This window comes from Streptomyces sp. NBC_00273 (assembly GCF_036178145.1).
Classification (GTDB): domain Bacteria; phylum Actinomycetota; class Actinomycetes; order Streptomycetales; family Streptomycetaceae; genus Streptomyces.
Genome location: NZ_CP108067.1, coordinates 2,308,842 through 2,333,436, shown reverse-complemented (window position 1 = coordinate 2,333,436; position 24,595 = coordinate 2,308,842). Strand labels below are relative to the sequence as shown.

General features: G+C 72.5%; 22 protein-coding genes and 1 riboswitch. Of the genes, 20 read left to right on the top strand and 2 right to left on the bottom strand.

Going from position 1 to position 24,595, the window contains the following annotated elements:
* Window positions 1–49: 49 nt before the first annotated feature.
* The gene (locus tag OG386_RS09870; RefSeq protein ID WP_328787788.1) at window positions 50–187 is read right to left on the bottom strand and encodes a hypothetical protein; all 138 of its coding nucleotides are present in this window, start codon (window positions 185–187) and stop codon (window positions 50–52) included.
* On the opposite strand from OG386_RS09870, the gene OG386_RS09865 reads away from it, so the two are divergent.
* The 16 genes from OG386_RS09865 (at window position 164) to OG386_RS09790 (ending at window position 17,674) form a co-directional block, all read left to right on the top strand.
* A complete protein-coding gene (locus tag OG386_RS09865; protein WP_328787787.1) occupies window positions 164–1,804 on the top strand; it encodes a DUF5941 domain-containing protein in 1,641 nt (546 codons plus the stop codon). The two genes, OG386_RS09870 and OG386_RS09865, sit on opposite strands and share 24 nt — an antisense overlap.
* Window positions 1,801–2,553, top strand: coding sequence for a phosphocholine cytidylyltransferase family protein (locus OG386_RS09860; RefSeq protein ID WP_328787786.1), 753 nt, complete (start codon window positions 1,801–1,803; stop codon window positions 2,551–2,553). The genes OG386_RS09865 and OG386_RS09860 overlap by 4 nt, the downstream gene beginning before the upstream one ends.
* Window positions 2,541–3,602, top strand: coding sequence for an iron-containing alcohol dehydrogenase family protein (locus OG386_RS09855; RefSeq protein WP_189741197.1), 1,062 nt, complete (start codon window positions 2,541–2,543; stop codon window positions 3,600–3,602). The genes OG386_RS09860 and OG386_RS09855 overlap by 13 nt, the downstream gene beginning before the upstream one ends.
* Window positions 3,580–4,359, top strand: a complete 780-nt coding sequence (locus OG386_RS09850) for a CDP-alcohol phosphatidyltransferase family protein (protein WP_328787785.1) — start codon at window positions 3,580–3,582, stop codon at window positions 4,357–4,359. Before OG386_RS09855 ends, OG386_RS09850 begins: the two co-directional genes overlap by 23 nt.
* The gene (locus OG386_RS09845; protein ID WP_030010276.1) at window positions 4,356–5,240 is read left to right on the top strand and encodes a glycosyltransferase family 2 protein; all 885 of its coding nucleotides are present in this window, start codon (window positions 4,356–4,358) and stop codon (window positions 5,238–5,240) included. Before OG386_RS09850 ends, OG386_RS09845 begins: the two co-directional genes overlap by 4 nt.
* A gap of 94 nt (window positions 5,241–5,334) precedes the next feature.
* Complete coding sequence (locus OG386_RS09840) at window positions 5,335–6,264, top strand: ABC transporter permease (RefSeq protein WP_328787784.1); 930 nt, start codon at window positions 5,335–5,337, stop codon at window positions 6,262–6,264.
* Complete coding sequence (locus OG386_RS09835) at window positions 6,257–7,039, top strand: ABC transporter ATP-binding protein (protein ID WP_030010274.1); 783 nt, start codon at window positions 6,257–6,259, stop codon at window positions 7,037–7,039. Before OG386_RS09840 ends, OG386_RS09835 begins: the two co-directional genes overlap by 8 nt.
* Window positions 7,040–7,448: 409 nt before the next feature.
* Entirely contained in the window at window positions 7,449–8,342 is an 894-nt protein-coding gene (hpnC, locus tag OG386_RS09830) for a squalene synthase HpnC (protein ID WP_328787783.1), read from the top strand.
* Window positions 8,339–9,301 carry a presqualene diphosphate synthase HpnD gene (gene hpnD / locus OG386_RS09825; protein WP_405789467.1) on the top strand — a complete coding sequence of 321 codons (963 nt, stop codon included), beginning with the start codon at window positions 8,339–8,341 and terminating at the stop codon, window positions 9,299–9,301. The genes hpnC and hpnD overlap by 4 nt, the downstream gene beginning before the upstream one ends.
* Complete coding sequence (locus OG386_RS09820; RefSeq protein ID WP_328787781.1) at window positions 9,301–9,549, top strand: hypothetical protein; 249 nt, start codon at window positions 9,301–9,303, stop codon at window positions 9,547–9,549. The genes hpnD and OG386_RS09820 overlap by 1 nt, the downstream gene beginning before the upstream one ends.
* A complete protein-coding gene (gene hpnE, locus OG386_RS09815; protein ID WP_328787780.1) occupies window positions 9,546–10,925 on the top strand; it encodes a hydroxysqualene dehydroxylase HpnE in 1,380 nt (459 codons plus the stop codon). Before OG386_RS09820 ends, hpnE begins: the two co-directional genes overlap by 4 nt.
* A complete protein-coding gene (locus OG386_RS09810) occupies window positions 10,922–12,097 on the top strand; it encodes a polyprenyl synthetase family protein (protein ID WP_327382239.1) in 1,176 nt (391 codons plus the stop codon). The genes hpnE and OG386_RS09810 overlap by 4 nt, the downstream gene beginning before the upstream one ends.
* A 120-nt stretch (window positions 12,098–12,217) precedes the next feature.
* Window positions 12,218–14,557: a squalene--hopene cyclase gene (gene shc, locus OG386_RS09805; protein WP_328787779.1), complete on the top strand. Its 2,340-nt coding sequence runs from the start codon at window positions 12,218–12,220 to the stop codon at window positions 14,555–14,557.
* Window positions 14,557–15,222 (top strand): phosphorylase family protein, encoded by a 666-nt coding sequence (locus tag OG386_RS09800; protein ID WP_328787778.1) that lies wholly within the window; start codon window positions 14,557–14,559, stop codon window positions 15,220–15,222. Before shc ends, OG386_RS09800 begins: the two co-directional genes overlap by 1 nt.
* A gap of 5 nt (window positions 15,223–15,227) precedes the next feature.
* Complete coding sequence (gene hpnH / locus OG386_RS09795) at window positions 15,228–16,259, top strand: adenosyl-hopene transferase HpnH (RefSeq protein WP_328787777.1); 1,032 nt, start codon at window positions 15,228–15,230, stop codon at window positions 16,257–16,259.
* Window positions 16,256–17,674 carry an aspartate aminotransferase family protein gene (locus OG386_RS09790; protein WP_328787776.1) on the top strand — a complete coding sequence of 473 codons (1,419 nt, stop codon included), beginning with the start codon at window positions 16,256–16,258 and terminating at the stop codon, window positions 17,672–17,674. Before hpnH ends, OG386_RS09790 begins: the two co-directional genes overlap by 4 nt.
* A 40-nt stretch (window positions 17,675–17,714) precedes the next feature.
* Here the strand turns inward: OG386_RS09790 and OG386_RS09785 are convergent, their stop codons facing one another.
* Window positions 17,715–18,506, bottom strand: a complete 792-nt coding sequence (locus OG386_RS09785; protein WP_328787775.1) for a tyrosine-protein phosphatase — start codon at window positions 18,504–18,506, stop codon at window positions 17,715–17,717.
* A 315-nt stretch (window positions 18,507–18,821) separates the two neighbouring features.
* Window positions 18,822–18,997, top strand: a riboswitch (cyclic di-AMP (ydaO/yuaA leader).
* Between the two features lie 2 nt (window positions 18,998–18,999).
* On the opposite strand from OG386_RS09785, the gene OG386_RS09780 reads away from it, so the two are divergent.
* From OG386_RS09780 to OG386_RS09765, 4 genes are all read left to right on the top strand, one after another.
* Window positions 19,000–19,965 (top strand): LysM peptidoglycan-binding domain-containing M23 family metallopeptidase, encoded by a 966-nt coding sequence (locus tag OG386_RS09780; RefSeq protein ID WP_328787774.1) that lies wholly within the window; start codon window positions 19,000–19,002, stop codon window positions 19,963–19,965.
* A 163-nt stretch (window positions 19,966–20,128) separates the two neighbouring features.
* Complete coding sequence (locus tag OG386_RS09775) at window positions 20,129–20,914, top strand: SGNH/GDSL hydrolase family protein (RefSeq protein WP_328787773.1); 786 nt, start codon at window positions 20,129–20,131, stop codon at window positions 20,912–20,914.
* 109 nt (window positions 20,915–21,023) lie between these two features.
* A complete protein-coding gene (locus tag OG386_RS09770; RefSeq protein WP_328787772.1) occupies window positions 21,024–22,262 on the top strand; it encodes an MBL fold metallo-hydrolase in 1,239 nt (412 codons plus the stop codon).
* Window positions 22,263–22,644: 382 nt separating this feature from the next.
* Window positions 22,645–24,585, top strand: coding sequence for an ATP-binding protein (locus OG386_RS09765; protein ID WP_328787771.1), 1,941 nt, complete (start codon window positions 22,645–22,647; stop codon window positions 24,583–24,585).
* The last annotated feature ends 10 nt before the right edge of the window (window positions 24,586–24,595 follow it).

The following is a 24,595-nucleotide window of genomic DNA, read 5'->3' as shown; positions in this document are numbered from 1 at the left end:
GTGAGTTCGTCTGCCGACCGTCATCCTCACCGGCCTGCCGGTCCCCGGATCACCGCTCGCGGACGAGCTGCGCTCCCTCGGCTTCGACGTCCGCCCGGCCGCCGGTCCCCACGAGGTCGCCGCTGCGCTGGCGGGCGTCCCCGCCGACCAGCGGGTGGCCGTCGTGGACAGCGCCTTCGTCGGGCACGTGCACGCGCTGCGCCTCGCGCTGACCGACCCGCGCTTCGACGCCTGCGCCGTCACCGGCGCCCTCGCCGTCCAGGCCGGCGCCCGCGAGGCCCTCGACAAGGCCGTCGCCGTCGCCGCCGCGGAATCCGGCGGCGCCGGCCCGTACCCGGACCGGCTCGCCGCCGTCGTCGAGGCCGCCGGGACCGCCGTCCAGCGCCCCGAACTGGGCACGCTCGTCGCCGCCGTCCCCGCCGGCCCGGCGGAGCGCGAAGCGGCGACCGCCGCCGTCGCCGCCGTCGACGACGAGGCCGTACGCCTGCGGACCGCCGTGAAGTCCCGCGACGGCTTCTTCACCACCTTCTGCATCAGCCCCTACTCGCGCTACATCGCCCGCTGGTGTGCGCGCCGCGGCCTGACCCCGAACCAGGTCACTACCGCCTCGCTGATCACCGCGCTGATCGCGGCCGGCTGCGCGGCCACCGGCGAACGCTGGGGCTACGTGGCCGCCGGCGTGCTGCTCCTCGTCTCCTTCGTACTGGACTGCACCGACGGGCAGCTCGCCCGCTACTCGCTCCAGTACTCGACGATGGGCGCCTGGCTCGACGCCACCTTCGACCGTGCGAAGGAGTACTCCTTCTACGCGGGCCTCGCGCTCGGCGCGGCCCGGAACGGCGACGACGTCTGGGCCCTGGCCGTCGGCTCCATGATCCTGATGACCTGCCGGCACGTCGTGGACTTCTCCTTCAACGAGGCCAACCACGACGCCACCGCCAACACCAGTCCCACGGCCGCCCTCTCCGACCGGCTCGACAGCGTCGGCTGGACCGTGTGGATCCGCCGGATGATCATCCTGCCGATCGGTGAGCGCTGGGCGATGATCGCGGTGCTGACCGCCTTCACCACCCCCCGGATCGTCTTCTACGCCCTGCTGGTCGGCTGCGCCTTCGGCGCGCTCTACACCACCGCCGGCCGGGTCCTGCGCTCCCTGACGCGCAAGGCCACCCGCACCGACCGGGCGGCCCGGGCGCTGGCCGACCTGGCCGACTCGGGACCGCTCGCCGAGCTCCAGGCCCGCCTGCTGCGCGGCCGGGCCGGGTCCTTCGGCTCCGTGTACGTGGCGGCCCTCGGCACGCTGGTGATGATCGCGGGCGCCGTGTTCCTGCCCTTCGGCGACCCGCGGGTGATCGCCGTCGCCGTGATCTACGTCATGGCGGCCGGCCTCGCCGTCGCCGCACCGCTGAAGGGCGCCCTGGACTGGTTGGTCCCGCCGCTGTTCCGGGCCGCCGAGTACGTCACGGTCCTCGCGCTCGCCGTCAAGGCGGACGTCCCCGGGGCCCTCCCGGCGGCATTCGGCCTGATCGCGGCGGTCGCCTACCATCACTACGACACGGTGTACCGCATCCGCGGCGGCACCGGCGCGCCCCCGCACTGGCTGGTGCGGACGATCGGCGGCCACGAAGGCCGGGTCCTGCTGATCACGGCCTTGGCGGCCGTCCTCGTATCGCGCGAAGCGGACTTCCCCGTCGCGCTCACGGCCGTGGCCGTGTTCGTGGCACTCGTGGTGCTCGTGGAGAGCATCCGATTCTGGGTCTCCTCCGGAGCACCCGCCGTACATGACGAAGGAGAACCAGCATGATCGGCCTTGTACTCGCTGCCGGTGCCGGACGCCGTCTGCGTCCCTACACCGACACCCTGCCCAAGGCGCTCGTGCCGGTCGGCCCCGAGGGCGACGAGGAGAGCCTCACGGTCCTCGACCTGACGCTGGGCAACTTCGCCGAGGTCGGCCTGACCGAGGTCGCCATCGTCGTCGGCTACCGCAAGGAGGCCGTGTACGCCCGCCGCGAGGCCCTGGAGGCCAAGTACGGCGTCAAGATCACGCTGATCGACAACGACAAGGCCGAGGAGTGGAACAACGCCTACTCCCTGTGGTGCGCGCGTGAGGTCCTCAAGCAGGGCGTGATCCTCGCCAACGGCGACACCGTCCACCCGGTCTCGGTCGAGCGCACCCTGCTCGCCGCCCGCGGCAACGGCCAGAAGATCATCCTCGCCCTCGACACGGTCAAGAACCTGGCCGACGAGGAGATGAAGGTCGTCACCGCCGACGGCGAGGGCGTTCAGAAGATCACCAAGCTGATGGACCCCGCCGACGCCACCGGCGAGTACATCGGTGTCACCCTCATCGAGCCCGAGGCCGCCGAGCAGCTGGCCGAGGCCCTGAAGACCACCTTCGAGCGCGACCCCGACCTCTACTACGAGGACGGCTACCAGCAGCTCGTCAACGACGGCTTCACCATCGACGTGGCCCCCATCGGCGACGTCAAGTGGGTCGAGATCGACAACCACGACGACCTCGCCAAGGGCCGGACGATCGCATGCCAGTACTGACGAGGCTCATCCCCTCGCCCGTCGTCGTCGACGTCAGTCGCGGGGCGATGGACGACCTGGCCGGCCTCCTGGCCGACCAGCGGATCTCCGCCTCCGGCAAGCTGGCCATCGCGATCAGCGGAGGCTCCGGCGTGGCGCTGCGCGCCAGGCTGGAGCCCGTGCTGCCGCACGCCGACTGGTACGCGGTCGTCGACGGCACCATCGACTCCGCGGTCAAGCTGGCCGACGACATAAAGGGCCGCCGCTACGACGCCGTCGTCGGCCTGGGCGGCGGCAAGATCATCGACGTGGCCAAGTACGCCGCGGCGCGGGTCGGGCTGCCCATGGTGGCCGTCGCCACCAACCTCTCGCACGACGGCATCTGCTCGCCGGTGTCCATCCTGGACAACGACAACGGCCGCGGTTCCTACGGCGTGCCGACGCCGATCGCCATGGTGATCGACCTCGACGTGATCAAGGAAGCCCCGGTCCGGTTCATCCGCGCCGGCATCGGTGACGCGATCTCCAACATCTCGGCGATCGCCGACTGGGAGCTCTCGCACCGGATCAACGGCGAGCCCATCGACGGCTTGGCCGCCGCCATGGCCCGTACCGCCGGCGAGTCCGTGCTGCGCCACCCCGGCGGGTGCGGCGACGACGAGTTCCTCACCGTGCTCTCCGAAGCACTGGTGCTCTCCGGCATCGCCATGTCGATCAGCGGGGACTCCCGCCCGTCGTCCGGCGCCTGTCACGAGATCAGCCACGCCTTCGACCTGCTCCACCCGGGACGCTCCGCGCTCCACGGCGAGCAGGTCGGCATCGGCGCCGCCTTCGCGATGCACCTGCGCGGGGCCGCCGAGCAGTCCGGCCTCTTCGTCGAGGTGCTGCGCCGGCACGGTCTGCCGGTCGGCCCCGAGGAGATCGGCTTCAGCATCGACGAGTTCGTCGCGGCCGTCGAGTACGCCCCCCAGACCCGCCCGGGACGCTTCACGATCCTGGAGCACCTCAACCTGTCCGCAGCCGAGATCAGGGACGCTTACGCCGACTATGCCAAGACCATCCGTAGCTGAACTGAGGCCCGTCGTGCACCCGGCGGGCGTGAAGGACCGGGTCAGTGGCGAGCACTGGGGCGGGCGCCTCTACATGCGTGAGATCTCGCTGCGCATCACCCGCTTCCTGGTCACCACCAAGGTCACGCCGAACCAGCTGACCTACCTGATGACCCTCGCCGGCGTCCTCGCCCTGCCGGCGCTGCTGGTGCCGGGCATCTGGGGCGCCGTCCTCGGCGTGATCGCGGTCCAGATGTACCTGCTGCTCGACTGCGTCGACGGCGAGGTCGCCCGCTGGAAGAAGCAGTTCTCGCTCTCCGGGGTCTACCTGGACCGGGTCGGCGCCTACCTGTGCGACGCGGCGGTCCTGGTCGGCTTCGGCCTGCGCGCCGCCGACCTGTGGGGCCCCGGGGGAGCCGACTGGCTGTGGGCCTTCCTGGGCACCCTGGCCGCGCTCGGCGCCATCCTCATCAAGGCCGAGACCGACCTGGTCGGCGTCGCCCGCCACCAGGCCGGCAAGCCCGTGGTCCAGGACGCGGCGGCCGAGCCGCGCGCGAAGGGCATGGCACTCGCCCGCCGGGCCGCCTCCGCGCTCAAGTTCCACCGCCTGATCCTGGGCATCGAGGCCTCGCTGCTCATCCTGGTGCTGGCCGTCGTGGACCAGATGCAGGGCGACCTGTACTGGTCCCGCGTCGGGGTCGCCGTACTGGCCGCCATCGCGATGCTCCAGACCGTGCTGCACCTGGTGTCCATCCTCGCCTCCAGCAGGCTCAAGTGAGCGCCCCGCTGCGGCTGGGCGCCGTGATCATCACCATGGGCAACCGGCCCGACGAGCTCAAGGCGCTCCTCGACTCGGTGGCCCGCCAGGACGGAGCCCCCGTCGACGTGGTCGTCGTGGGCCAGGGCGTGCAGGTCACCGGCCTGCCCGAGGGCGTCCGCAGCATCGACCTGCCCGAGAACCTGGGCATCCCGGGCGGGCGCAACGTCGGCATCGAAGCCTTCGGCCCCGGTGGCAGCGACGTGGACGTGCTGCTCTTCCTGGACGACGACGGTCTGCTGGAGCGCACCGACACCGCCGAGCTGTGCCGACAGGCCTTCGCCGAGGATCCTGCGCTCGGGATCATCAGCTTCCGGATCGCCGATCCGGAGACCGGTGTGACCCAGCGCCGGCACGTGCCGCGGCTGCGCGCCTCCGACCCGATGCGCTCCTCGCGGGTGACCACCTTCCTGGGCGGCGCCAACGCCGTCCGCACGACGGTGTTCGAGCAGGTCGGAGCGCTGCCGGGCGAGTTCTTCTACGCGCACGAAGAGACGGATCTGGCCTGGCGGGCGCTCGACGCAGGGTGGTTGATCGACTACCGCTCGGACATGGTGCTGCTGCACCCGACGACCGCCCCCTCCCGGCACGCGGTCTACCACCGTATGGTGGCTCGTAACCGGGTGTGGCTCGCCCGCCGCAACCTGCCCGCCCCGCTGGTCCCGGTCTACCTGGGCGTCTGGCTCCTGCTGACGCTCGTACGCAGGCCGTCGGCACCCGCACTCAAGGCCTGGTTCGGTGGTTTCCGGGAGGGATGGACCACTCCCTGCGGACCCCGCCGCCCGATGAGATGGCGAACGGTCTGGCGGTTGACCCGGCTGGGTCGACCTCCTGTCATCTGACCAGCCCGCGTCTGGGAACATGACGCGATCACGGGCCTCGAGCCACCAGCCTGATGCCCACCTGGCCGCATCTTGAAGACGAAAGTTTCAACTTGTGAGTGACACAACCCACGACGGCGCCCTCGCCACGAGCAGGCCGCTGTCCGACGACGCGGGGCTGAGCCCCGCGGAGCTCGCCAGGAAGTACGGCCTCTCGGTCAGCGGCGCCCGGCCGGGCCTGGGCGAATACGTGCGGCAGCTCTGGGGCCGGCGCCACTTCATCATGGCCTTCTCCCGGGCCAAGCTGGTCGCGCAGTACAGCCAGGCGAAGCTCGGCCAGGTCTGGCAGGTGGCGACCCCGCTGCTGAACGCGGTCGTCTACTGGCTGATCTTCGGTCTGATCCTCCAAGCCGGCCGTGACATGCCCAAGGACGTCTACATCCCGTTCCTGGTGATGGGCATCTTCGTCTTCACCTTCACGCAGAGCTCGCTGATGGCGGGCGTCCGGGCGATCTCCGGGAACCTCGGCCTGGTGCGGGCGCTGCACTTCCCGCGCGCCGCCCTGCCGGTGTCCTTCTCGCTCCAGCAGCTCCAGCAGCTGCTGTACTCGATGATCGTCGTCTTCATCGTCGCCCTCTGCTTCGGCAACTACCCGCAGCTCTCCTGGCTGCTGGTGATCCCGACGCTCGCGCTCCAGTTCGTCTTCAACACCGGCCTCGCCATGATCTTCGCGCGGGCGGGTTCCAAGACCCCCGACCTGGCGCAGCTGATGCCGTTCGTGATGCGTACCTGGATGTACGCCTCCGGCGTCATGTTCCCGATCGGGGTCTACCTCAAGCACCAGCCGCAGTGGATCAGCGATCTGCTGCTGTGGAACCCGGTCGCGATCTACATGGACCTCATCCGGTTCGCCCTGATCAAGGACTACACCGCCGAGAACCTGCCTCCGCACGTGTGGGCCTTCGCCGTGGGCTGGGCCGTGGTGATCGGCATCGGCGGCTTCGTGTACTTCTGGAAGTCTGAGGAGCGTTACGGCCGTGGCTGACAACACCCAGGGGCGCGTCCCCACCGTGATCGCGGACGGCGTCCACATCGTCTACCGGGTCAACACCGGCAGCAGCGGCAAGGGCGCGGCCACCGCCGCGCTCAGCAAGATAGTCCGCCGGAAGAAGGGCGACGCCCCGGGCGTCCGGCGGGTCCACGCCGTGCGCGGCGTCTCCTTCACCGCCTACCGCGGCGAGGCGATCGGCCTCATCGGCTCCAACGGCTCCGGCAAGTCCACCCTGCTGCGCGCCATCGCGGGCCTGCTGCCCTGCGAGGAGGGCAAGGTCTACACCGACGGCCAGCCCTCGCTGCTGGGCGTCAACGCGGCCCTGATGAACGACCTCACCGGTGAGCGGAACGTCGTTCTCGGCGGTCTCGCGATGGGCATGAGCCGCGAGCAGATCAAGCAGCGTTACCAGAGCATCGTCGACTTCTCGGGCATCAACGAGAAGGGCGACTTCATCTCCCTGCCGATGCGTACCTATTCCTCCGGTATGGCGGCGCGCCTGCGCTTCTCGATCGCGGCGGCCAAGGACCACGACGTTCTGATGATCGACGAGGCCCTGGCCACCGGTGACCGCAGCTTCCAGGTGCGTTCGGAGGACCGGATCCGCGAACTGCGGCAGAAGGCCGGCACGGTCTTCCTGGTGAGCCACAACAACAAGTCCATCCGCGACACCTGTGACCGCGTGCTGTGGCTGGAGAAGGGCGAGCTCCTGATGGACGGGCCCACCGAGGAAGTCGTCTCGGCATACGAGAAGGCCACCAACGGCTGACCTCCGGGTCGCGCGGCGCCCTCTTGCGGCGCTTTTCCGCTTCACCCGAAGGCCCCCGCCGCTCAGCGCGGCGGGGGCCTCAATCGTGTTCTCGCATTTCGCGGCGACATTCGGTGGCGGAGCGAATACCCGGGAGGGCTCCGCGACGTTCTACAGCGTAAGCTGAGGCGGTCCCCAATCGCGGCAAGAGGGGACGATTCCCCGCAGTTGAAGGGCCTTGGGGCAGCCGGGGGAATCCCCCGGCGGCGTGTCCGAAATAGGATGTAATGGGTCGGCAGTGTAGAACGGGAGATGTGACGGCAATGGCTACGGGAATTCTCCGGCCCCCAGGCACGACGGCCGTCCCCGCCCCGGGCGGCGGGCGGTGACCCCGGGGCTCGGCATCCGACCCCCGGCCGACACGGTCCACGTGAGTGCCACCCTCGACAAGGCGGCGGCGGAGAACTTCCCCGTCGCTCCCGTCTTCCTCCCCCGCGCCTGGCGCGACGGACTGACGGCCGTCTACGGGTACGCGCGCCTCGTCGACGACATCGGCGACGGCGACCTGGCCCCCGGCGGGCACGACGCCGTACTCCTCGGTCTCGACCCCGCCGCGGTCGACGACCGGCTCGCCATGCTCGACGCACTCGAAGCGGACCTGCACCGTGTCTTCAACGGTTCCGGCAGCCCCGCCGGCGCGCCGCGGCACCCGCTGCTGCAGGCCCTGCGGCCCGTCGTCCGCGCCCACGACCTGACCCCCGAGCCGTTCCTCGGGCTGATCGAGGCCAACCGCCAGGACCAGCGGGTCGCGCGCTACGAGACGTACGCCGACCTGGTCGGCTACTGCGAGTTGTCCGCGAACCCGGTCGGCCGCCTGGTGCTCTCCCTCACCGGCACCAGCACCCCCGAACGGATCCGCCGCTCCGACGCCGTCTGCACCGCCCTGCAGATCGTCGAACACCTCCAGGACGTCGCCGAGGACCTCGGCCGCGACCGGATCTACCTGCCCGCCGAGGACCTGCGCCGCTTCCACGTGACCGAGGCGGAGCTCGCGGCCCCGTCCGCCGGCGCGTCCGTACGCTCCCTGATCGCGTTCGAAACCGAGCGCGCACGCGAGCTGCTGGACGAAGGCACCCCGCTCGTGGGGAGCGTGCACGGCAGACTCCGGCTGTTGCTCGCGGGCTTCGTGGGAGGCGGGCGTGCGGCCCTCCGAGCCGTCACCGCCGCCGGTTTCGACGTACTCCCCGGCCCGCCCAAGCCCACCAAGCACGGCCTGCTCCGCGAGGTGGCCGCCGTCCTGCGCACAGCGCCGAGAAAGGGGTGAGCCCGACCGTGGAGGGCCTCACACACGCGTCCGCACCGGTCCAGGCCGCCTACAGCTACTGCGAGGCCGTCACCGGTTCACAGGCACGCAACTTCGCCTACGGCATCCGGCTGCTGCCGACCGACAAGCGGCAGGCGATGTCCGCGCTGTACGCCTTCTCGCGGCGGGTCGACGACATCGGCGACGGCACGCTGGCGCCCGAAGCCAAGTTCGCCCGGCTGGAGGAGACCCGCGCCCTGCTCGGGCGGATCCTCGCCGAGGAGGTCGACGAGGACGACACCGACCCGGTCGCCGTCGCCCTCACGCACGCCGCGCGCCGCTTCCCGATCCCGCTCGGCGGTCTCGACGAGCTCATCGACGGGGTCCTGATGGACGTCCGCGGCGAGACCTACGAGACCTGGGACGACCTCAAGACCTACTGCCGCTGCGTGGCCGGGGCCATCGGGCGGCTCTCGCTCGGCGTGTTCGGCACGGTGAACGGCCCGGGCCTCGCAGCTGCCGAAGCCGCGCGCGCCGGGGAGTACGCCGACACCCTCGGCCTCGCCCTGCAACTCACCAACATCCTGCGGGACGTTCGCGAGGACGCCGGCAACGGGCGGACCTACCTGCCCGCCGAGGACCTCGCCAAGTTCGGCTGCTCGGAAGGCTTCCGCAGCGACCGGATGCCCGCCGGCTCCGACTTCGCCGGACTCGTCCACCACGAAGTCCGGCGCGCCCGCGCCCTGTTCGCCGAGGGCTACCGGCTGCTGCCGATGCTCGACCGGCGCAGCGGCGCCTGCGTGGCCGCCATGGCCGGCATCTACCGGCGCCTGCTGGACCGCATCGAGCGGGAACCGGAGGCGGTGCTGCGGGGCCGCGTGTCGCTGCCGCCGCACGAGAAGGCGTACGTCGCCGTGCGCGGCCTGTCCGGCCTCGACGCACGCACCGTCTCCCGCCAGAACACCCGGAGGCGAGCCTGATGACCACGATCACCGCGCTTCCGGAGGCGGCCGGTCCGGCCGCATCCGCGGCGCGCACACGCCTGCGCCCGCGCCCGACCGGCCGTCCCGGCCGGGACGCCGCCCGGGCAACCGCCCCGGCGGCGGGTGCGTCTCCTCCGGCGGACCGCGGCCACACGGGCCGGGCAGCCGCACACCGGGCGGCCCCGCCCGCGCAGGACCGACCGGCCGGCCCGGAGGGCCACCGCACCACGGGGGAGGGCGCATGACCGGCTTCGAACAGCACGCCGTCGTCGTGGGCGGCGGACTCGCCGGGGTCACCACCGCCCTCGAACTCGCCGACGCCGGGCTCCGCGTCACCCTGCTCGAGGGCCGCCCCCGGCTCGGCGGGCTCGCCTTCTCCTTCAAGCGCGGCGACCTCGAAGTCGACAACGGCCAGCACGTCTACCTGCGCTGCTGCACCGGCTACCGGTGGTTCCTCGACCGCATCGACGGCGCCGCCCTCGCACCCCTGCAGGACCGGCTCGACGTACCCGTCCTGGACGTCGCCCGCCCCGGCGGACCGCGCCTGGGCCGGCTGCGCCGCAGCGCCCTGCCCGTGCCCCTGCACCTGGCCGGATCGCTCGCCCGCTACCGGCACCTCTCCCTCGCCGAACGGCTGAGCGTCGGCCGCGCCGCCCTCGCGCTGCGCCGCCTGGACCCCACCGACCCGGCGCTCGACGGCGTGGACTTCGCGACCTGGCTCGGCCGCTACGGGCAGTCCGCCCGCACGATCGAGGCCCTCTGGGACCTGGTCGGCATCGCCACCCTGAACGCCACCGCCGAGCAGTCCTCACTGGGCCTGGCCGCCATGGTCTTCAAGACCGGCCTGCTCTCCGAGAAGGGCGCCGCCGACATCGGCTGGGCCCGGGTACCGCTGGGCGAACTGCACGACACCCTCGCCCGCAAGGCGCTCGACGCGGCCGGCGTACGGACCGAGCTGCGCACCCGCGTCACGGACATCTCCCGCATGCCCGAGGGGGCGTGGCGGATCGACACCGAGGACGAGTCCCTGGAGGCGGGCACCGTCGTGCTCGCCGTCCCGCAGCGCGAGGCGCACGGGCTGCTGCCCGCCGACGCCCTCCCCGACCGCGACACGCTCCTGGACATCGGCACCGCGCCCATCCTCAACGTCCACGTGGTCTACGACCGCAAGGTGCTCAAGCAGCCCTTCTTCGCCGCCCTCGGCTCCCCGGTCCAGTGGGTCTTCGACCGTACGGAATCCTCCGGACTCCCCGACGGCGGCCAGTACTTGGCCCTGTCCCAGTCCGTCGCCCAGGACGACATCGACGAGCCCGTCTCGGTCCTGCGCGCCAAGTACCTGCCCGAGCTGGAGCGGCTGTTGCCCGCCGCGCGCGACGCCAAGGTACGGGACTTCTTCGTCACCCGGGAGCGGACGGCCACCTTCGCCCCCACCCCCGGCGTCGGCCGACTGCGCCCCGGGGCGCGCACCGACACGCCGGGGCTCTATCTCGCCGGTGCGTGGACTGCCACGGGCTGGCCCGCGACCATGGAGAGCGCCGTCCGGAGCGGACTGAGCGCGGCCCACGCCGCACTCGCCGCGCTCGGCCGCCACCGCGAACACCCTCTGCAGGAGGCGGCATGACGAGCACCATCAGCAGCACCGGCACCACTAGCACCACCAGCACCGCAAGTACAGGAACAAGAGGAGAGCCAGTGAACCCGGGGAACCCGGCTGTCGAGAACACGGATGCCAGTGTGGGCACAGCCGGAGGGGGCGTGGAGAAGGCGGACACGATCGCGCTCCTGGAACGCGGCCGTACGCTCTCGACCCCCGCGCTCCGCGCCGCCGTCGACCGGCTCGCGGCGCCCATGGACACCGTCGCCGCCTACCACTTCGGCTGGATCGACGCCCAGGGCAACGCGGCGGACGGCGACGGCGGCAAGGCCGTGCGTCCCGCGCTCGCGCTGCTCTCCGCCGAAGCCGCGGGCGCCGCGGCCGAGGTCGGCATCCCCGGCGCCGTCGCGGTCGAGCTCGTGCACAACTTCTCGCTGCTGCACGACGACCTGATGGACGGCGACGAGCAGCGCCGCCACCGCGACACCGTGTGGAAGGTCCACGGACCGGCCCAGGCCATCCTGGTCGGCGACGCCCTGTTCGCCCTCGCCAACGAGGTCCTGCTGGAACTCGGCACCGTCGAGGCCGGCCGCGCCACCCGCCGCCTGACCACCGCCAGCCGCAAGCTCATCGACGGCCAGGCGCAGGACATCTCCTACGAGCACCGCGAGCGCGTCAGCGTCGAGGAGTGCCTGGAGATGGAGGGCAACAAGACCGGCGCGCTCCTCGCCTGCGCGGTGTCCATCGGCGCGGTGCTCGGCGGCGCGGACGACCGCACCGCCGACAAGCTGGAGGAGTACGGCTACCACCTGGGCCTGGCCTTCCAGGCCATCGACGACCTGCTCGGCATCTGGGGCGACCCGGAGGCGACCGGCAAGCAGACCTGGAGCGACCTGCGCCAGCGCAAGAAGTCCCTGCCGGTGGTCGCCGCACTCGCCGCCGGCGGGGAGGCCTCCGAGCAGCTCGCCGAACTGCTCGCCGCCGACGCCAAGAGCAGCGACTTCGAGAACTTCTCGGAGGAGGAGTTCGCGGCCCGCGCGGCCCTCATCGAGGCGGCCGGCGGCCGCCAGTGGACCGCCGACGAGGCGCGCCGCCAGCACGCCGTCGCGATCCGGGCCCTGGACGACGTCGACATGCCGCAGCGCGTGCGCGAGCAGCTCGTGGCCCTCGCGGACTTCGTCGTCGTGCGCAAGAGGTGATCGCCACCCGACAGCGGATATGAATCGCGAGTCGCCGGCCGGCGCCGCCACCTGAGCGTGGCGCGCACCGGCCGACGGCAGACCCCAGCACAGCAGAGGACACTGTTCTAAGGGGAAGCCATGACAGCGACGACCGACGGCAGCGCCGAGGGCGCCGGCGCCGGCAGCGAATCCACCCCGGGGGCCCAAGGCCTCCCGGCAGGCCCCGGCGTGGGGCGCGCCCGTGGTCCGGCCGCGGAACCGGGTCCGCCCGCCCCGTCCCGTGCGGGCCGGGCAGGCCCGCGGGCCGAGTACGGCCCGCCGGGCACGGCCGGCGCGCAGGGCGCCCGTTCCGCCCCGTCGACGGCCGAACCGGGCCCGTTGGCCCCGCCCGCCGGCCGGCAGGGCGTGGCCACGATGCCGCCCGCGGCGAAGCCGGGCGGCCAGCCCGCGCCGAACACCGGCCGGGGCGGCGGCCGTGCCCGCACCGTGGACCCGTCCCCCGGCCCGGGGCCCGACCGGCCGGGCCGGACCACCGCGGACCTGCCCCGGCCGCCGGACGGCACCCGGCCGGGGGTGTACGAGGCCGCCGCGCGGGCCACCCGCAACCTGCTGGACCGCCAGGACCCCGAAGGCTGGTGGAAGGGCGACCTGGAGACCAACGTCACCATGGACGCGGAGGACCTGCTGCTGCGGCAGTTCCTCGGGATCCGGGACGAGGCCACCACCCGGGCCGCCGCCCTCTTCATCCGCGGCGAACAGCGCGAGGACGGGACCTGGGCCACCTTCCACGGCGGACCGGCCGAACTGTCCGCCACCATCGAGGCCTACGTCGCGCTGCGCCTCGCCGGGGACGCGCCGGACGCCCCGCACATGACCCGTGCCTCGGCCTGGATCAGGGCCCACGGCGGGATCGCCGCCGCCCGCGTCTTCACCCGGATCTGGCTGGCCCTCTTCGGCTGGTGGAACTGGGAGCACCTGCCCGAACTCCCGCCCGAGCTGGTCTTCCTGCCGCCCTGGGTGCCCCTGAACATCTACGACTTCGGCTGCTGGGCCCGCCAGACCATCGTCCCGCTCACCGTGGTCTCCGCACTGCGCCCGGTCCGCCCGGCCCCCTTCGCCCTCGACGAGCTGCACGCCGACGCGCGGACGCCCTACCCGGCCAGGAGACTCGCCCCGCTGACCAGCTGGGACGGCGCCTTCCAGCGGATGGACAAGGCCCTGCACGTCTACCGGCGGTTCGCTCCGCGCCGGCTGCGCAAGGCCGCGATGGCCACTGCCGGCCGCTGGATCGTCGAACGCCAGGAGAACGACGGCTGCTGGGGCGGGATCCAGCCGCCCGCCGTGTACTCGGTCATCGCCCTGCACCTGCTCGGCTACGACCTCGGGCATCCGGTGATGCGCGCCGGACTGGAGTCCCTGGAACGGTTCGCGGTGTGGCGCGCGGACGGCGCCCGGATGATCGAGGCCTGTCAGTCCCCGGTGTGGGACACCTGCCTCGCCGCGATCGCCCTGGCCGACGCGGGCCTGCGCCCCGACCACCCGGCGCTGGTCAAGGCCGCCGACTGGATGCTCGGCGAGGAGATCGTCCGCACGGGCGACTGGGCCGTGCGCCGGCCCGGGCTCGCCCCCGGCGGCTGGGCGTTCGAGTTCCACAACGACACCTACCCCGACATCGACGACACGGCCGAGGTGGTCCTCGCCCTGCGCCGGGTCAAGCACCCGGACCCGGCCCGGGTCGAGGCGGCCATCGCCCGCGGCGTGTCCTGGACCCTCGGCATGCAGTCGAGGAACGGGGCGTGGGGCGCCTTCGACGCCGACAACACCAGCCCCCTCCCGAACAAGCTGCCCTTCTGCGACTTCGGCGAGGTCATCGACCCGCCCTCGGCCGACGTCACCGCCCACGTGGTGGAGATGCTCGCCTTCGAGGGCCGTGCGGGAGACGCCCGGACCCGGCGCGGCATCGCCTGGCTGATGGACGAACAGGAGGAGAACGGCGGCTGGTTCGGCCGCTGGGGCACCAACTACGTCTACGGCACCGGCTCGGTGGTCCCGGCCCTCGCCGCCGCCGGGATCTCCCCGGGGCATCCCGCGATCCGGCGGGCCGTGCGCTGGCTGGAGTCCGTACAGAACGAGGACGGCGGGTGGGGCGAGGACCAGCGTTCCTACAAGGACCGGTCCTGGGCCGGGAAGGGCGCCTCCACCGCCTCGCAGACCGCCTGGGCGCTGATGGCCCTGCTGTCGGCCGGTGAGCGCGAGGGCAGGGCCGTGGAGCGGGGCATCGCCCACCTGGTGCAGACCCAGAAGGAGGACGGCACCTGGGACGAGCCGTACTTCACCGGCACCGGCTTCCCGTGGGACTTCTCCATCAACTACCACCTGTACCGGCAGGTGTTCCCGCTCACCGCGCTCGGCCGCTATCTGTACGGGGAACCGTTCGCCACGGCCGGAGCGCACCCGGCAGCGGTCGGGGAGGCGTGATGTCCGCCGCCGGCGGGGACCGGGCCCGCGGCCCCGACCCGCTGCTGGTGGCCTGCGCGCTGCGCATCGAGCAGGCGGCGCTGCGCAGCGCCTGCCGCGGCCAGGGGCGCGGGTCGGCCGGCGGGCACGTCCTGCTGCGCACCGGGATGGGTCCGCGCGCGGCCGAGCGGGCCGTCGGCCGGGCACTGGACCGGCCGGGACTGGACCTCGCCGCCGTCCTCGCGACGGGGTTCTGCGCCGGGCTGGTCCCCGGCATGCACCCCGGGGACCTCGTCGTCGCCGAGGAGACCCGGGACCCGCTGGGGACCGTCACCTGCACCGGTAGCGCCGTGCTCGCCGAAGCACTGGCCCGGGCCGTGCCGGGCCGGACGGTGCACCGCGGCGCACTGATCGGATCCGACCACGTCGTCCGCGGCCAGGAACGCGCGCACCTGCGCGCCACCGGCGCCATCGCGGTCGACATGGAGTCCGCGGCCACCTTGTGGACCGCCAGCCGGGGCGGCGGTCGTCCGGTTGCGGCCGTCCGGGTGATCGTGGACGCTCCGGAGCACGAGCTCGTCCGTATCGGCACGGTTCGCGGGGGAATATCGGCCTTCCGTGTCCTGCGTGCCGTACTGCCCGCGTTTCATGAATGGCACCGTTCGTTGCTGCTCCCCAGGAGGTGAGCCAGATGGCCATGCCGCTGCGCCAGTCCATCAGGGTCGGGACGTATCTTCTCGAACAGAAGCTCCGCAAGCGCGAGAAGTTCCCGCTGATCGTCGAACTGGAACCGCTCTACGCCTGCAACCTGGCCTGTGAGGGGTGCGGGAAGATCCAGCACCCGGCCGGGGTGCTCAAGCAGCGCATGCCGGTCGCCCAGGCGGTCGGCGCCGTGCTGGAGTCCGGTGCGCCCATGGTGTCCATCGCGGGCGGCGAGCCCTTGATGCACCCGCAGATCCACGAGATCGTCCGGCAGTTGGTAGCGAGGCGGAAGTACGTATTCCTCTGCACCAACGCGATGCTGCTGCGCAAGAAGATCGAGAAGTTCACCCCTTCCCCGTATTTCGCCTTCGCCGTGCACATCGACGGCCTGCGCGAGCGCCACGACGAGTCGGTGGCCAAGGAAGGCGTCTTCGACGAGGCGGTCGCCGCCATCAAGGAGGCGAAGAAGCGCGGGTTCCGGGTGACCACCAACTCCACCTTCTTCAACACCGACACCCCGCAGACGATCATCGAGGTGCTCAACTACCTCAATGACGACCTCCAGGTCGACGAAATGATGATCTCGCCCGCCTATGCCTACGAAAAGGCCCCCGACCAGGAGCATTTCCTGGGCGTCGAACAGACCCGAGAACTCTTCAGGAAGGCCTTCGCGGGCGGCAACCGGCGGCGCTGGCGGCTCAACCACTCCCCGCTCTTCCTGGACTTCCTGGAAGGGAAAGCCGATTTCCCCTGCACGGCCTGGGCCATTCCGAATTACTCCCTCTTCGGCTGGCAGCGCCCCTGCTATCTGATGAGCGACGGCTACGTACCGACGTACCGCGAGCTCATCAACGACACCGACTGGGACAAGTACGGCCGCGGAAAGGACCCGCGCTGCGCGAACTGCATGGCGCACTGCGGCTACGAGCCGACCGCCGTCCTCGCCACCATGGGCTCCCTGAAGGAATCCCTGCGCGCGGCCCGGGAAACGATCGCCAGCAACCGGGACAAGTCGGCATGAGCGGGCGGCCGGGGGCGGAAGGGGGCGGCCGGGGCCCGGGTTTCGACCTCGGCGCCCTGCTGGCCGAGCGCGGCGCGGAGCGGTACGAGCTGCACGCCCGGCACCTCAACCACCAGTTGCCCCGCATGCTGCACACCATCGGCTTCGACAAGGTCTACGAGCGGGCCGAGGGTGCCCACTTCTGGGACGCGGAGGGCAACGACTACCTGGACATGCTGGCCGGGTTCGGAGTGATGGGCCTGGGCCGGCACCACCCGGTCGTCCGCCGGGCCCTGCACGACGTCCTGGACGCCCAGCTCGCCGACCTGACCCGGTTCGACTGCCAGCCGCTGCCCGGTCTGCTGGCCGAGAAACTGCTCTCGTACAGCCCGCACCTGGACCGGGCCTTCTTCGGCAACAGCGGCACCGAGGCGGTGGAGACGGCCCTGAAATTCGCCCGGTACGCCACCGGGCGCCCCAGGATCCTCTACTGCGACCACGCCTTCCACGGGCTGACCACGGGCTCCCTCTCGGTGAACGGGGAAGACGGGTTCCGCGACGGCTTCGCACCGCTGCTCCCCGACACGAGGATCGCGCTCGGGGACCTCGCGGCACTTGAGCGCGAGCTGAAGCGCGGGGACGTGGCCGCCTTCGTCGTCGAGCCGATCCAGGGCAAGGGGGTCCTGGCCGCCCCGCCGGGATTCCTGCTCGCCGCGCAGGAGATGCTGCACCGGCGGGGGGCGCTGCTGATCGCGGACGAGGTGCAGACCGGCCTCGGACGCACCGGGGACTTCTACGCGTACCAGCACGAACCGGGCGTGGAACCTGACCTGGTGTGCGTGGCGAAGGCGCTCTCGGGCGGATACGTCCCGGTCGGCGCGACCCTGGGCAAGGACTGGATCTTCAAGAAGGTCTACTCGTCCATGGACCGGGTGCTCGTGCACTCCGCGAGCTTCGGTTCCAACGCCCAGGCCATGGCGGCGGGCCTCGCGGTCCTGTCCGTCATGGAGGACGAGGAGGTCGTGGCGAACGCCCGGGCCACGGGCGACCTGCTGCGCGGGCGGCTCGCCGCGCTGGTGGACGAGTACGAGCTGCTGCACGAGGTGCGCGGGCGCGGGCTGATGATCGGCATCGAGTTCGGCCGGCCGTCCTCGCTGGGCCTGCGCAGCCGGTGGACCATGCTGCAGGCGGCCCGCAAGGGGCTCTTCGCGCAGATGGTCGTGGTGCCGCTGCTGCAGAAGCACCGGATCCTCACCCAGGTCTCCGGGGACCACTTGGAGGTGATCAAGCTGATCCCGCCGCTGATCGTGGACGAGGCGGACGTGGACCGGTTCGTCGGGGCCTTCCGCGAGGTCATGGACGAGGCGCACGGCGGGTCGGGGCTGATCTGGGACTTCGGCAGGACGCTGGTGAAGCAGGCCGTCGCGGCGCGCTGACGGCCCGCCCACCCCGTGGGGGACGCCGGTCCCCGCCGCGTCAGACCAGGAGCCGGTCGCGCAGTCGGTCGAGGGTCTCGGGCGTCAGCCCGAGGCCCTCCGCCAGATAGCGCTCCACCCCGCCCCAGAGCTCGTCGATGGTGTCGAAGGCGGCCACCAGGTACTCGGCGCGGGCGTCGAAGAGCGGCGCGAGCAGCTCCATCACCTCGGGGGAGCGGGCGGCCGCCGACTCGTCGGTGCGGCGCACGCGGTAGCGGCGGTGCGGGGCGTTCGATTCCAGGTAGTCCGCCACGATCGCCTCCCGCTCGACGCCCAGCGCGAGCAGGGTGACGGCGATCGACAGGCCGGCCCGGTCCTTGCCGGCCGCGCAGTGCATCAGCGCGGGGACGCTGTCCTCGGCGAGGGCGTGCACGACCCGGCCGTGCTCGGCGGTGCGCTGCCGGATGATCCCGCGGTACGAGTTCGACATCCGGGCGGCCGCCTTGCCGTCGCCCAGGATCTCGCGCAGCTGCGCGAGGTCGCCGTCGCGGACCAGCCGCCAGAACTCCCGTCCGTCGGCCGGGTCCGAGAGCGGGATGTTGACGTTCCGGACACCGGGCAGCTCGACGTCCGGCCCCTCCAGGGCGTGGTCGGCGACGTTGCGGAAGTCGAAGATGGTGTGGAGACCGAGCGAGGCGAGGAACTCTGCATCGCTTTCGGTGGCATGTGCGAGATGTCCGCTTCGGAACAGTCGTCCCGTCCTGACCGTTCGTCCGTCAGAAGTCGGCAATCCGCCCACATCGCGGAAATTGCGCACTCCGGACAGCTCCGGCTCCTGTATCTGCTGGGTCAAAGCAACTCCTCCGCCACGTCCTGGGCCCTCTGTCCGAATTACACTACTTGGCGCCAACTTGCCATATCCGGAGGCGAGATCGGGCACGTCCCCGTGAGCCAGATCATACGGTGACCGTGAGTGCCTGATCGCTAAGGGCGAATGGCCCCGCCGGGGCGGTTGTTGGCGGTGGGGAATGGACACAGGGTGACGGTAATTCCGGCGGTCCCTCATGCCTGTTATTCCGTCAGGGAATTCACGGCTTGTTCCCCGTGGTCGCAAGGGATTACCTTCGCGATCGATCCGGGTGGACCGCCAAATCCTGCCGCCTCCCGGAAACCGCATCCGACCTATTCGCGCGGCAGGAGCGGGGGAACCAGGTAAGCCGCCGACCCGGAGATCCATTCGCCGGGACGGCTCGGGGTGAAGGCGTGCATGTCCCGTACATGTATGGCCGGACATCTCCAGTCCGAACCCGACAGCTCACCTCGCAGGCGCCGGAGAGGAATTCGTCATGCCTGCAAAGGGTAAGCACCGCCGCCCCAAGTCCCTTTCCCTTTCCCGCGGTTTCGCCGTCGCCGGAACCGGTGGCGCGGCCCTCGCGCTGCCGCTGATCGGTGCCGCCGGCGCCCACGCGGCCGGCGCCCCGGCCGCCGCCCCCGCGGTGACCCCCGCGGTGGCGCCGCAGGCCCCCGTCGCCCTGCGGGCGGCCCCCGTCGCCGCCGTGCAGGCCGCGCCGACCGTCTACACCGTCGTGCCGGGCGACTACCTCTCCAAGATCGCTGTCGAGCGCCACCTGTCCGGCGGCTGGGAGCAGCTGTACGCCGACAACCGCGAGGCCGTCGGGAGCAACCCGTCGCTGATCCACCCGGGCCTGAAGCTCACCCTCGGCGGTCCCGGCGAGGCGGCTCCCGCCGAGGCCGAGGCCGCCCCGGCCCCCGAAGCCGAAGCGGAGCCGGTCGCGCCGGTCGCGCCGAAGCCGGCCCGCAAGCAGGCCGAGCAGGCCGCCCCGGCGCAGCCGGAAGCCGCCGCCGAGCCCCAGGCCGAGGCCCCCGCCGCCGCGCCGCAGTCGGCCGCCGGCTTCGTGGCCCCGGTCAGCGGCGGCATCTCCACCCAGTACAAGGTCGCGGGCGCCATGTGGTCCTCCGGCTACCACACCGGCGTCGACTTCATCGCGGCCATGGGCACCACCGTCAAGGCCGTCGGAGCGGGCACCGTGGTCTCCGCCGGCTGGAGCGGCTCGTACGGCAACGAGATCGTCATCCGGCACGCGGACGGCAAGTACTCCCAGTACGCCCACCTGTCCCAGCTCTCCGTCTCCTCCGGCCAGAGCGTCACCGCGGGGCAGGCCATCGGCCTCTCCGGCTCCACGGGCAACTCCACCGGCCCGCACCTCCACTTCGAGATCCGCACGACCCCGTCCTACGGCTCGGACATGGACCCGATCGCCTACCTCCGCTCCAAGGGCGCGAGCCTCTGACGGCACCCGCCGCAGGAGCACCGACACGCGTGGGGCCGGGACCCGAGGGGGGTCCCGGCCCCACGTGTACTTATTCCTTATCTCCCGCGTGGTATAGATCACGGCCCGTCAACCCCTCGTTACGTTGGCGTAGGTTGGTTACGGGAGTGAAGGATGGGTTCTCGTGGCAGCGACGACGACGAAACTCAAGACCATCGGCTCGTACGCGGCGATCGGGGACAGCTTCACCGAGGGCGTGGGGGACCCGGGACCCGGGGATTCTTTTCTCGGCTGGGCGGACCGGCTCGCCGTGCTCCTGGCCGATCAGCGCGAAGAACACGACTTCCGGTATGCGAATCTGGCGGTGCGGGGGAAGCTCCTCGACCAGATCGTGGCCGACCAGCTCCCGAGGGCCAAGGCCCTCGCACCTGACCTGGTGACCTTCTGTGCGGGCGGCAACGACATCATCCGGCCCGGCACCGACCCGGACGACGTGGCGGAGCGGTTCGAGGCGGCGGTGGCCGACCTCACCGGGGCCGTGGGGCAGGTCATGATCACCACGGGCTTCGACACCCGGGGCGTACCGGTGCTCAAGCACCTGCGCGGCAAGGTGGCGACGTACAGCGCGCACGTCCGCGCCATCGCCGACCGCTACGACTGCCCGGTGCTCGACCTCTGGTCGCTGAAGTCCGTACAGGACCGGCGGGCCTGGGACACGGACCGGCTGCACCTCTCGCCCGAGGGACACACGCGGGTCGCGCTGCGCGCCGCGCAGGTGCTCGGGCTGGACGTGCCGGCCGACCCCGACCAGCCGTGGCCCCCGCAGCGGCCGCGCGGCTCGGTGGACGTGACCCGGGACAACATCCAGTGGGCGCGCGAGCACCTCGCGCCGTGGATCGGCCGACGGCTGCGCGGGGAGTCCTCCGGGGACCACGTGGAGGCGAAGCGGCCGGACCTGCTGCCGCTCTAGGCCTTGTCCGCAGGGCGCGGGAGCCGGAAGCGGAATCCTTCGGGGCCGGTGTGCGTTGGGATGGTCGTAGAACGACGACCATCCTGACCCCATCCTCCCTGGAGGCGCTTTGACCGGCTCCCGTCCCTTGCGTCCGCGGCTGCGTGCCCTGCGGCCCGAAGCCTTCGGTGCGGACCCGTCCGGTGCCCGGCTGGAGCGGATCCGCCGCTCGCCGAACTTCGCCGACGGCGTCTTCCAGAATCCGGTCGGGGCCCGGAACAGGCCTTCGGGGTCGATGGCGGAGTTCGCGAAGATCTACTTCCACCGGGAGCAGCGGGTGCGGCGCAGCCCCGCCGCACCGATCCCGGTCCACCCGACGACCCTCGCGGACCTGGCGAAGCCGCCCGCGAGCGGCCTGCGGCTGACCTGGATGGGGCACTCCAGCGTGCTCGCGGAGATCGACGGGCGCCGGGTGCTGTTCGATCCGGTGTGGGGCGAGCGGTGCTCCCCCTTCCCCTTCGCCGGCCCCAAGCGACTGCACCCGGTACCGGTCCCGCTGGCCTCGCTGGGCACGGTCGACGTCGTGGTCATCTCGCACGACCACTACGACCACCTCGACCTGCCGACGATCAAGGCGCTGGCCGGGACGGACACGGTCTTCGCCGTCCCGCTGGGCGTCGGCGCGCACCTGGAGCGCTGGGGCGTACCGGCCGACCGGCTGCGCGAGCTGGACTGGAACGAGAGCACCGAGATCGCCGGTCTCTCGCTCACGGCCACCCCCGCCCGGCACTTCTGCGGCCGCGGCCTGCGCAACCAGCAGCACACCCTGTGGGCGTCCTGGGTCGTCGCCGGCGACGAGCACCGGATCTACCACAGCGGGGACACCGGCTACTTCCCGGGCTTCGAGGAGATCGGTGCCGAGCACGGGCCCTTCGACGCCACCATGATCCAGATCGGCGCCTACTCGGAGTACTGGCCCGACATCCACATGACGCCGGAGGAGGGCATGCGCGCCCACCTCGACCTACAGGGCGGCACCCCCCGCGGGACGATGCTGCCGATCCACTGGGGCACCTTCAACCTGGCCCTGCACCCGTGGGACGAGCCGGGCGAGGGCACGCTGACCGCATCGGAGAACGCGGGCGCCGCCATCGCGCTCCCGATCCCGGGACAGCCCTTCGAGCCCGGCTCGGCGGATGCGCCCACCGCACCGTGGTGGAGACCGTTCGTCGGTGGAAGAGCGGCGGGCGGTTCCCTCGACGGCCCGGCGTCCGTGCCGCCGCTCGGGGCGGGCGCGGCGGCGACGGCTGCCCGGGTGGCGTCCGTGGCCGCCGACGGTCAGGAGAAGTCGGAGTCCGTCGGCTCGTAACGCACTGCATCGGGGCGGGAACCGGCCGTCCCGGCCCGACCGGGCGGCGGCAGCCCATGGAAGGACCCCCACGGGACGTAACCCATGGGGGTCCTCCGGGTTCAGAGCCCGCGGCGCTCCTCGGCTCCCGCCGGATGCCCTGATCCACCCGCCGCCGGCCGGTGCGCCCGTGCGCGAGAGGCGCCGCCGGAGCGGTCCCAGGGGTCCGAACGGCGCATTCGGGCTGCTGTACGAGCGCTCCACCGGGAGCGGGAAGCACCCCCTCGAAGTTCGCCAACTGGCGTTCCGGGGTGCTGCGATGGGGTCTAGCGTGGGTATTCGGTGATCAACACCGGGCCCCGGGATCGCTGGGGGCCGGGCCCCACGTACCGAGGACGCCCAGATGTCCGGACTCCGCGCCGCCCGCCATGCCCCGTCGAGACACGTCGTCTCCGGTCCCGCCCGGCAGATACGCCCCCAGCTGGTGCGCGCCGCCCTGCTGCCCACGCTCGCCGCCGGGCTCAGCGGCGCCGCCGCGGTCATCTTCACCCTCCAGCTCGGCGGGGGAGCCGGCGACCGCGACGCCCGGCTGTGGCCGGTCCTCACCGGCTGCGCCCTCCTGGTGGTCGGCGCCCTCGCCGCGGCACTGCTCGGGGCCCAGCGCGCCGCCAAGGCCGTACGGGACCGGTGCGAGGCGCTGCGCCGCTCCAGCGTGCGCGGCCGGGGTGAGCTGCGCACGGCCGCCGACCGGCTGGAACGGGGCGAGACCCCGCCGCGCCCGGTGCGCGGCGGACCGAGCTCGCCGCTGCCCGGCGGGGACCCGGCCGGGATGGACGAGTTCTGGCTGCTCTCCCAGGAGCTGCGGGGCGCCCGCGAACAGGCGCACACGACCCTGTTGCGGCTGGCCGGACCGGCGGCCCCGACCGACAGCGACCGCAAGGTCGAGGTCTTCGTCAACCTCGCGCGCCGGCTCCAGTCCCTCGTGCACCGCGAGATCTCGCTGCTGGACGAGCTGGAGGACACGGTCGAGGACCCGGACCTGCTCAAGGAGCTCTTCCACGTCGACCACCTCGCCACCCGCATCCGCCGCCACGCCGAGAACCTCGCCGTGCTGGGCGGCGCGGCGTCGCGCCGCCAGTGGACCAGGCCCATCGACCTCAGCGAGGTGCTCCGCTCCTCGGTCGCGGAGGTCGAGCAGTACACCCGGGTCAAGGTCGTGCCCCCGGCCGGCGGCAGCGTCCGCGGGCACGCCGTCGCGGACGTGGTGCACCTGCTGGCCGAACTCGTCGAGAACGCCACGGTCTTCTCCGCCCCCGACACCGATGTGGTGCTGCGCGCCGAGCGGGTCACCGCCGGGATCGCGGTCGAGGTGGAGGACCGGGGACTCGGCATGCCGGCCGAGGAGCAGCACCGGATGAACGCCCTGCTCGGCGACCCCGACCAGATCAGCGTCCGGCACCTGCTGGCGGACGGCCGGATCGGCCTGTTCGTGGTGTCGGCGCTGGCCCGCCGGCACGGGATCGCCGTCGAGCTCAAGTCCAACATCTACGGCGGTGTGCTCGCCGTGCTGGTGCTGCCGCAGGAGCTGCTGGGCGCGGAGGCGCCCACCGCGGCCGATGCGGCGGGCGGCTCGCGGGCCACCTCGTGGGGGACCGGGCAGGGGGCGGCGATGCCCCCGCTGGAGCCGGTACGGATGCCCCTGCCGACGCCCCGGCCGGAAGCTCGGCCGGCTTTCGGAGGCCCGGGCGCCGGAGCCCCGCACGACCCCGCGCCGCACCCCACCTCCCCGTCCCACTCCCCGTCCGCCCCCGTCCCCGCCTCCGCCCCTATCCCCGCCTCCGCCCCTGTGCCCGACCCCGTGCCCGTGCCCGTGGCCGGCACCACCCGGCCCGGGCCGGGGCCCGGAGCGGCGACCCCGTCGGAACCCGCGTCCCGGCCCGTGCCCCGGCCCCGGCCGGAGCCTCGGCCCCAGCCCCGTCCCGCGTCCCTGCCCGCGCCCCGGTCCGGGGCGACGGACGGGCCCGGGGCGGTGACCTGGTCGGCGCCCGCGGCCGACCCCCGGGTCGGGCCCGTGCCGGATTCACCGACCGGGGCGGTGGCCTGGTCGGCGCCCGAGCCGGCGCCCGGACCGGCGCCGGCGGTCGAGCCCGCACCGGACCGGCCCGCCCACGGTGACCGGCCGCGGCTGCCCCGGCGCCGCGCCCAGGAGCACCTCGCGCCCCAGCTGCGCGAGGCCCCCGCCCCCCGGCGGGCCGCGGACCCCGAGCAGCCGGTGCACGACCCGGGCCTGATGGCCGCCTTCCAACGGGGCTTCGGCCTGGCCCAGTCGGAGAACCAGGTATGACCCCGACCCC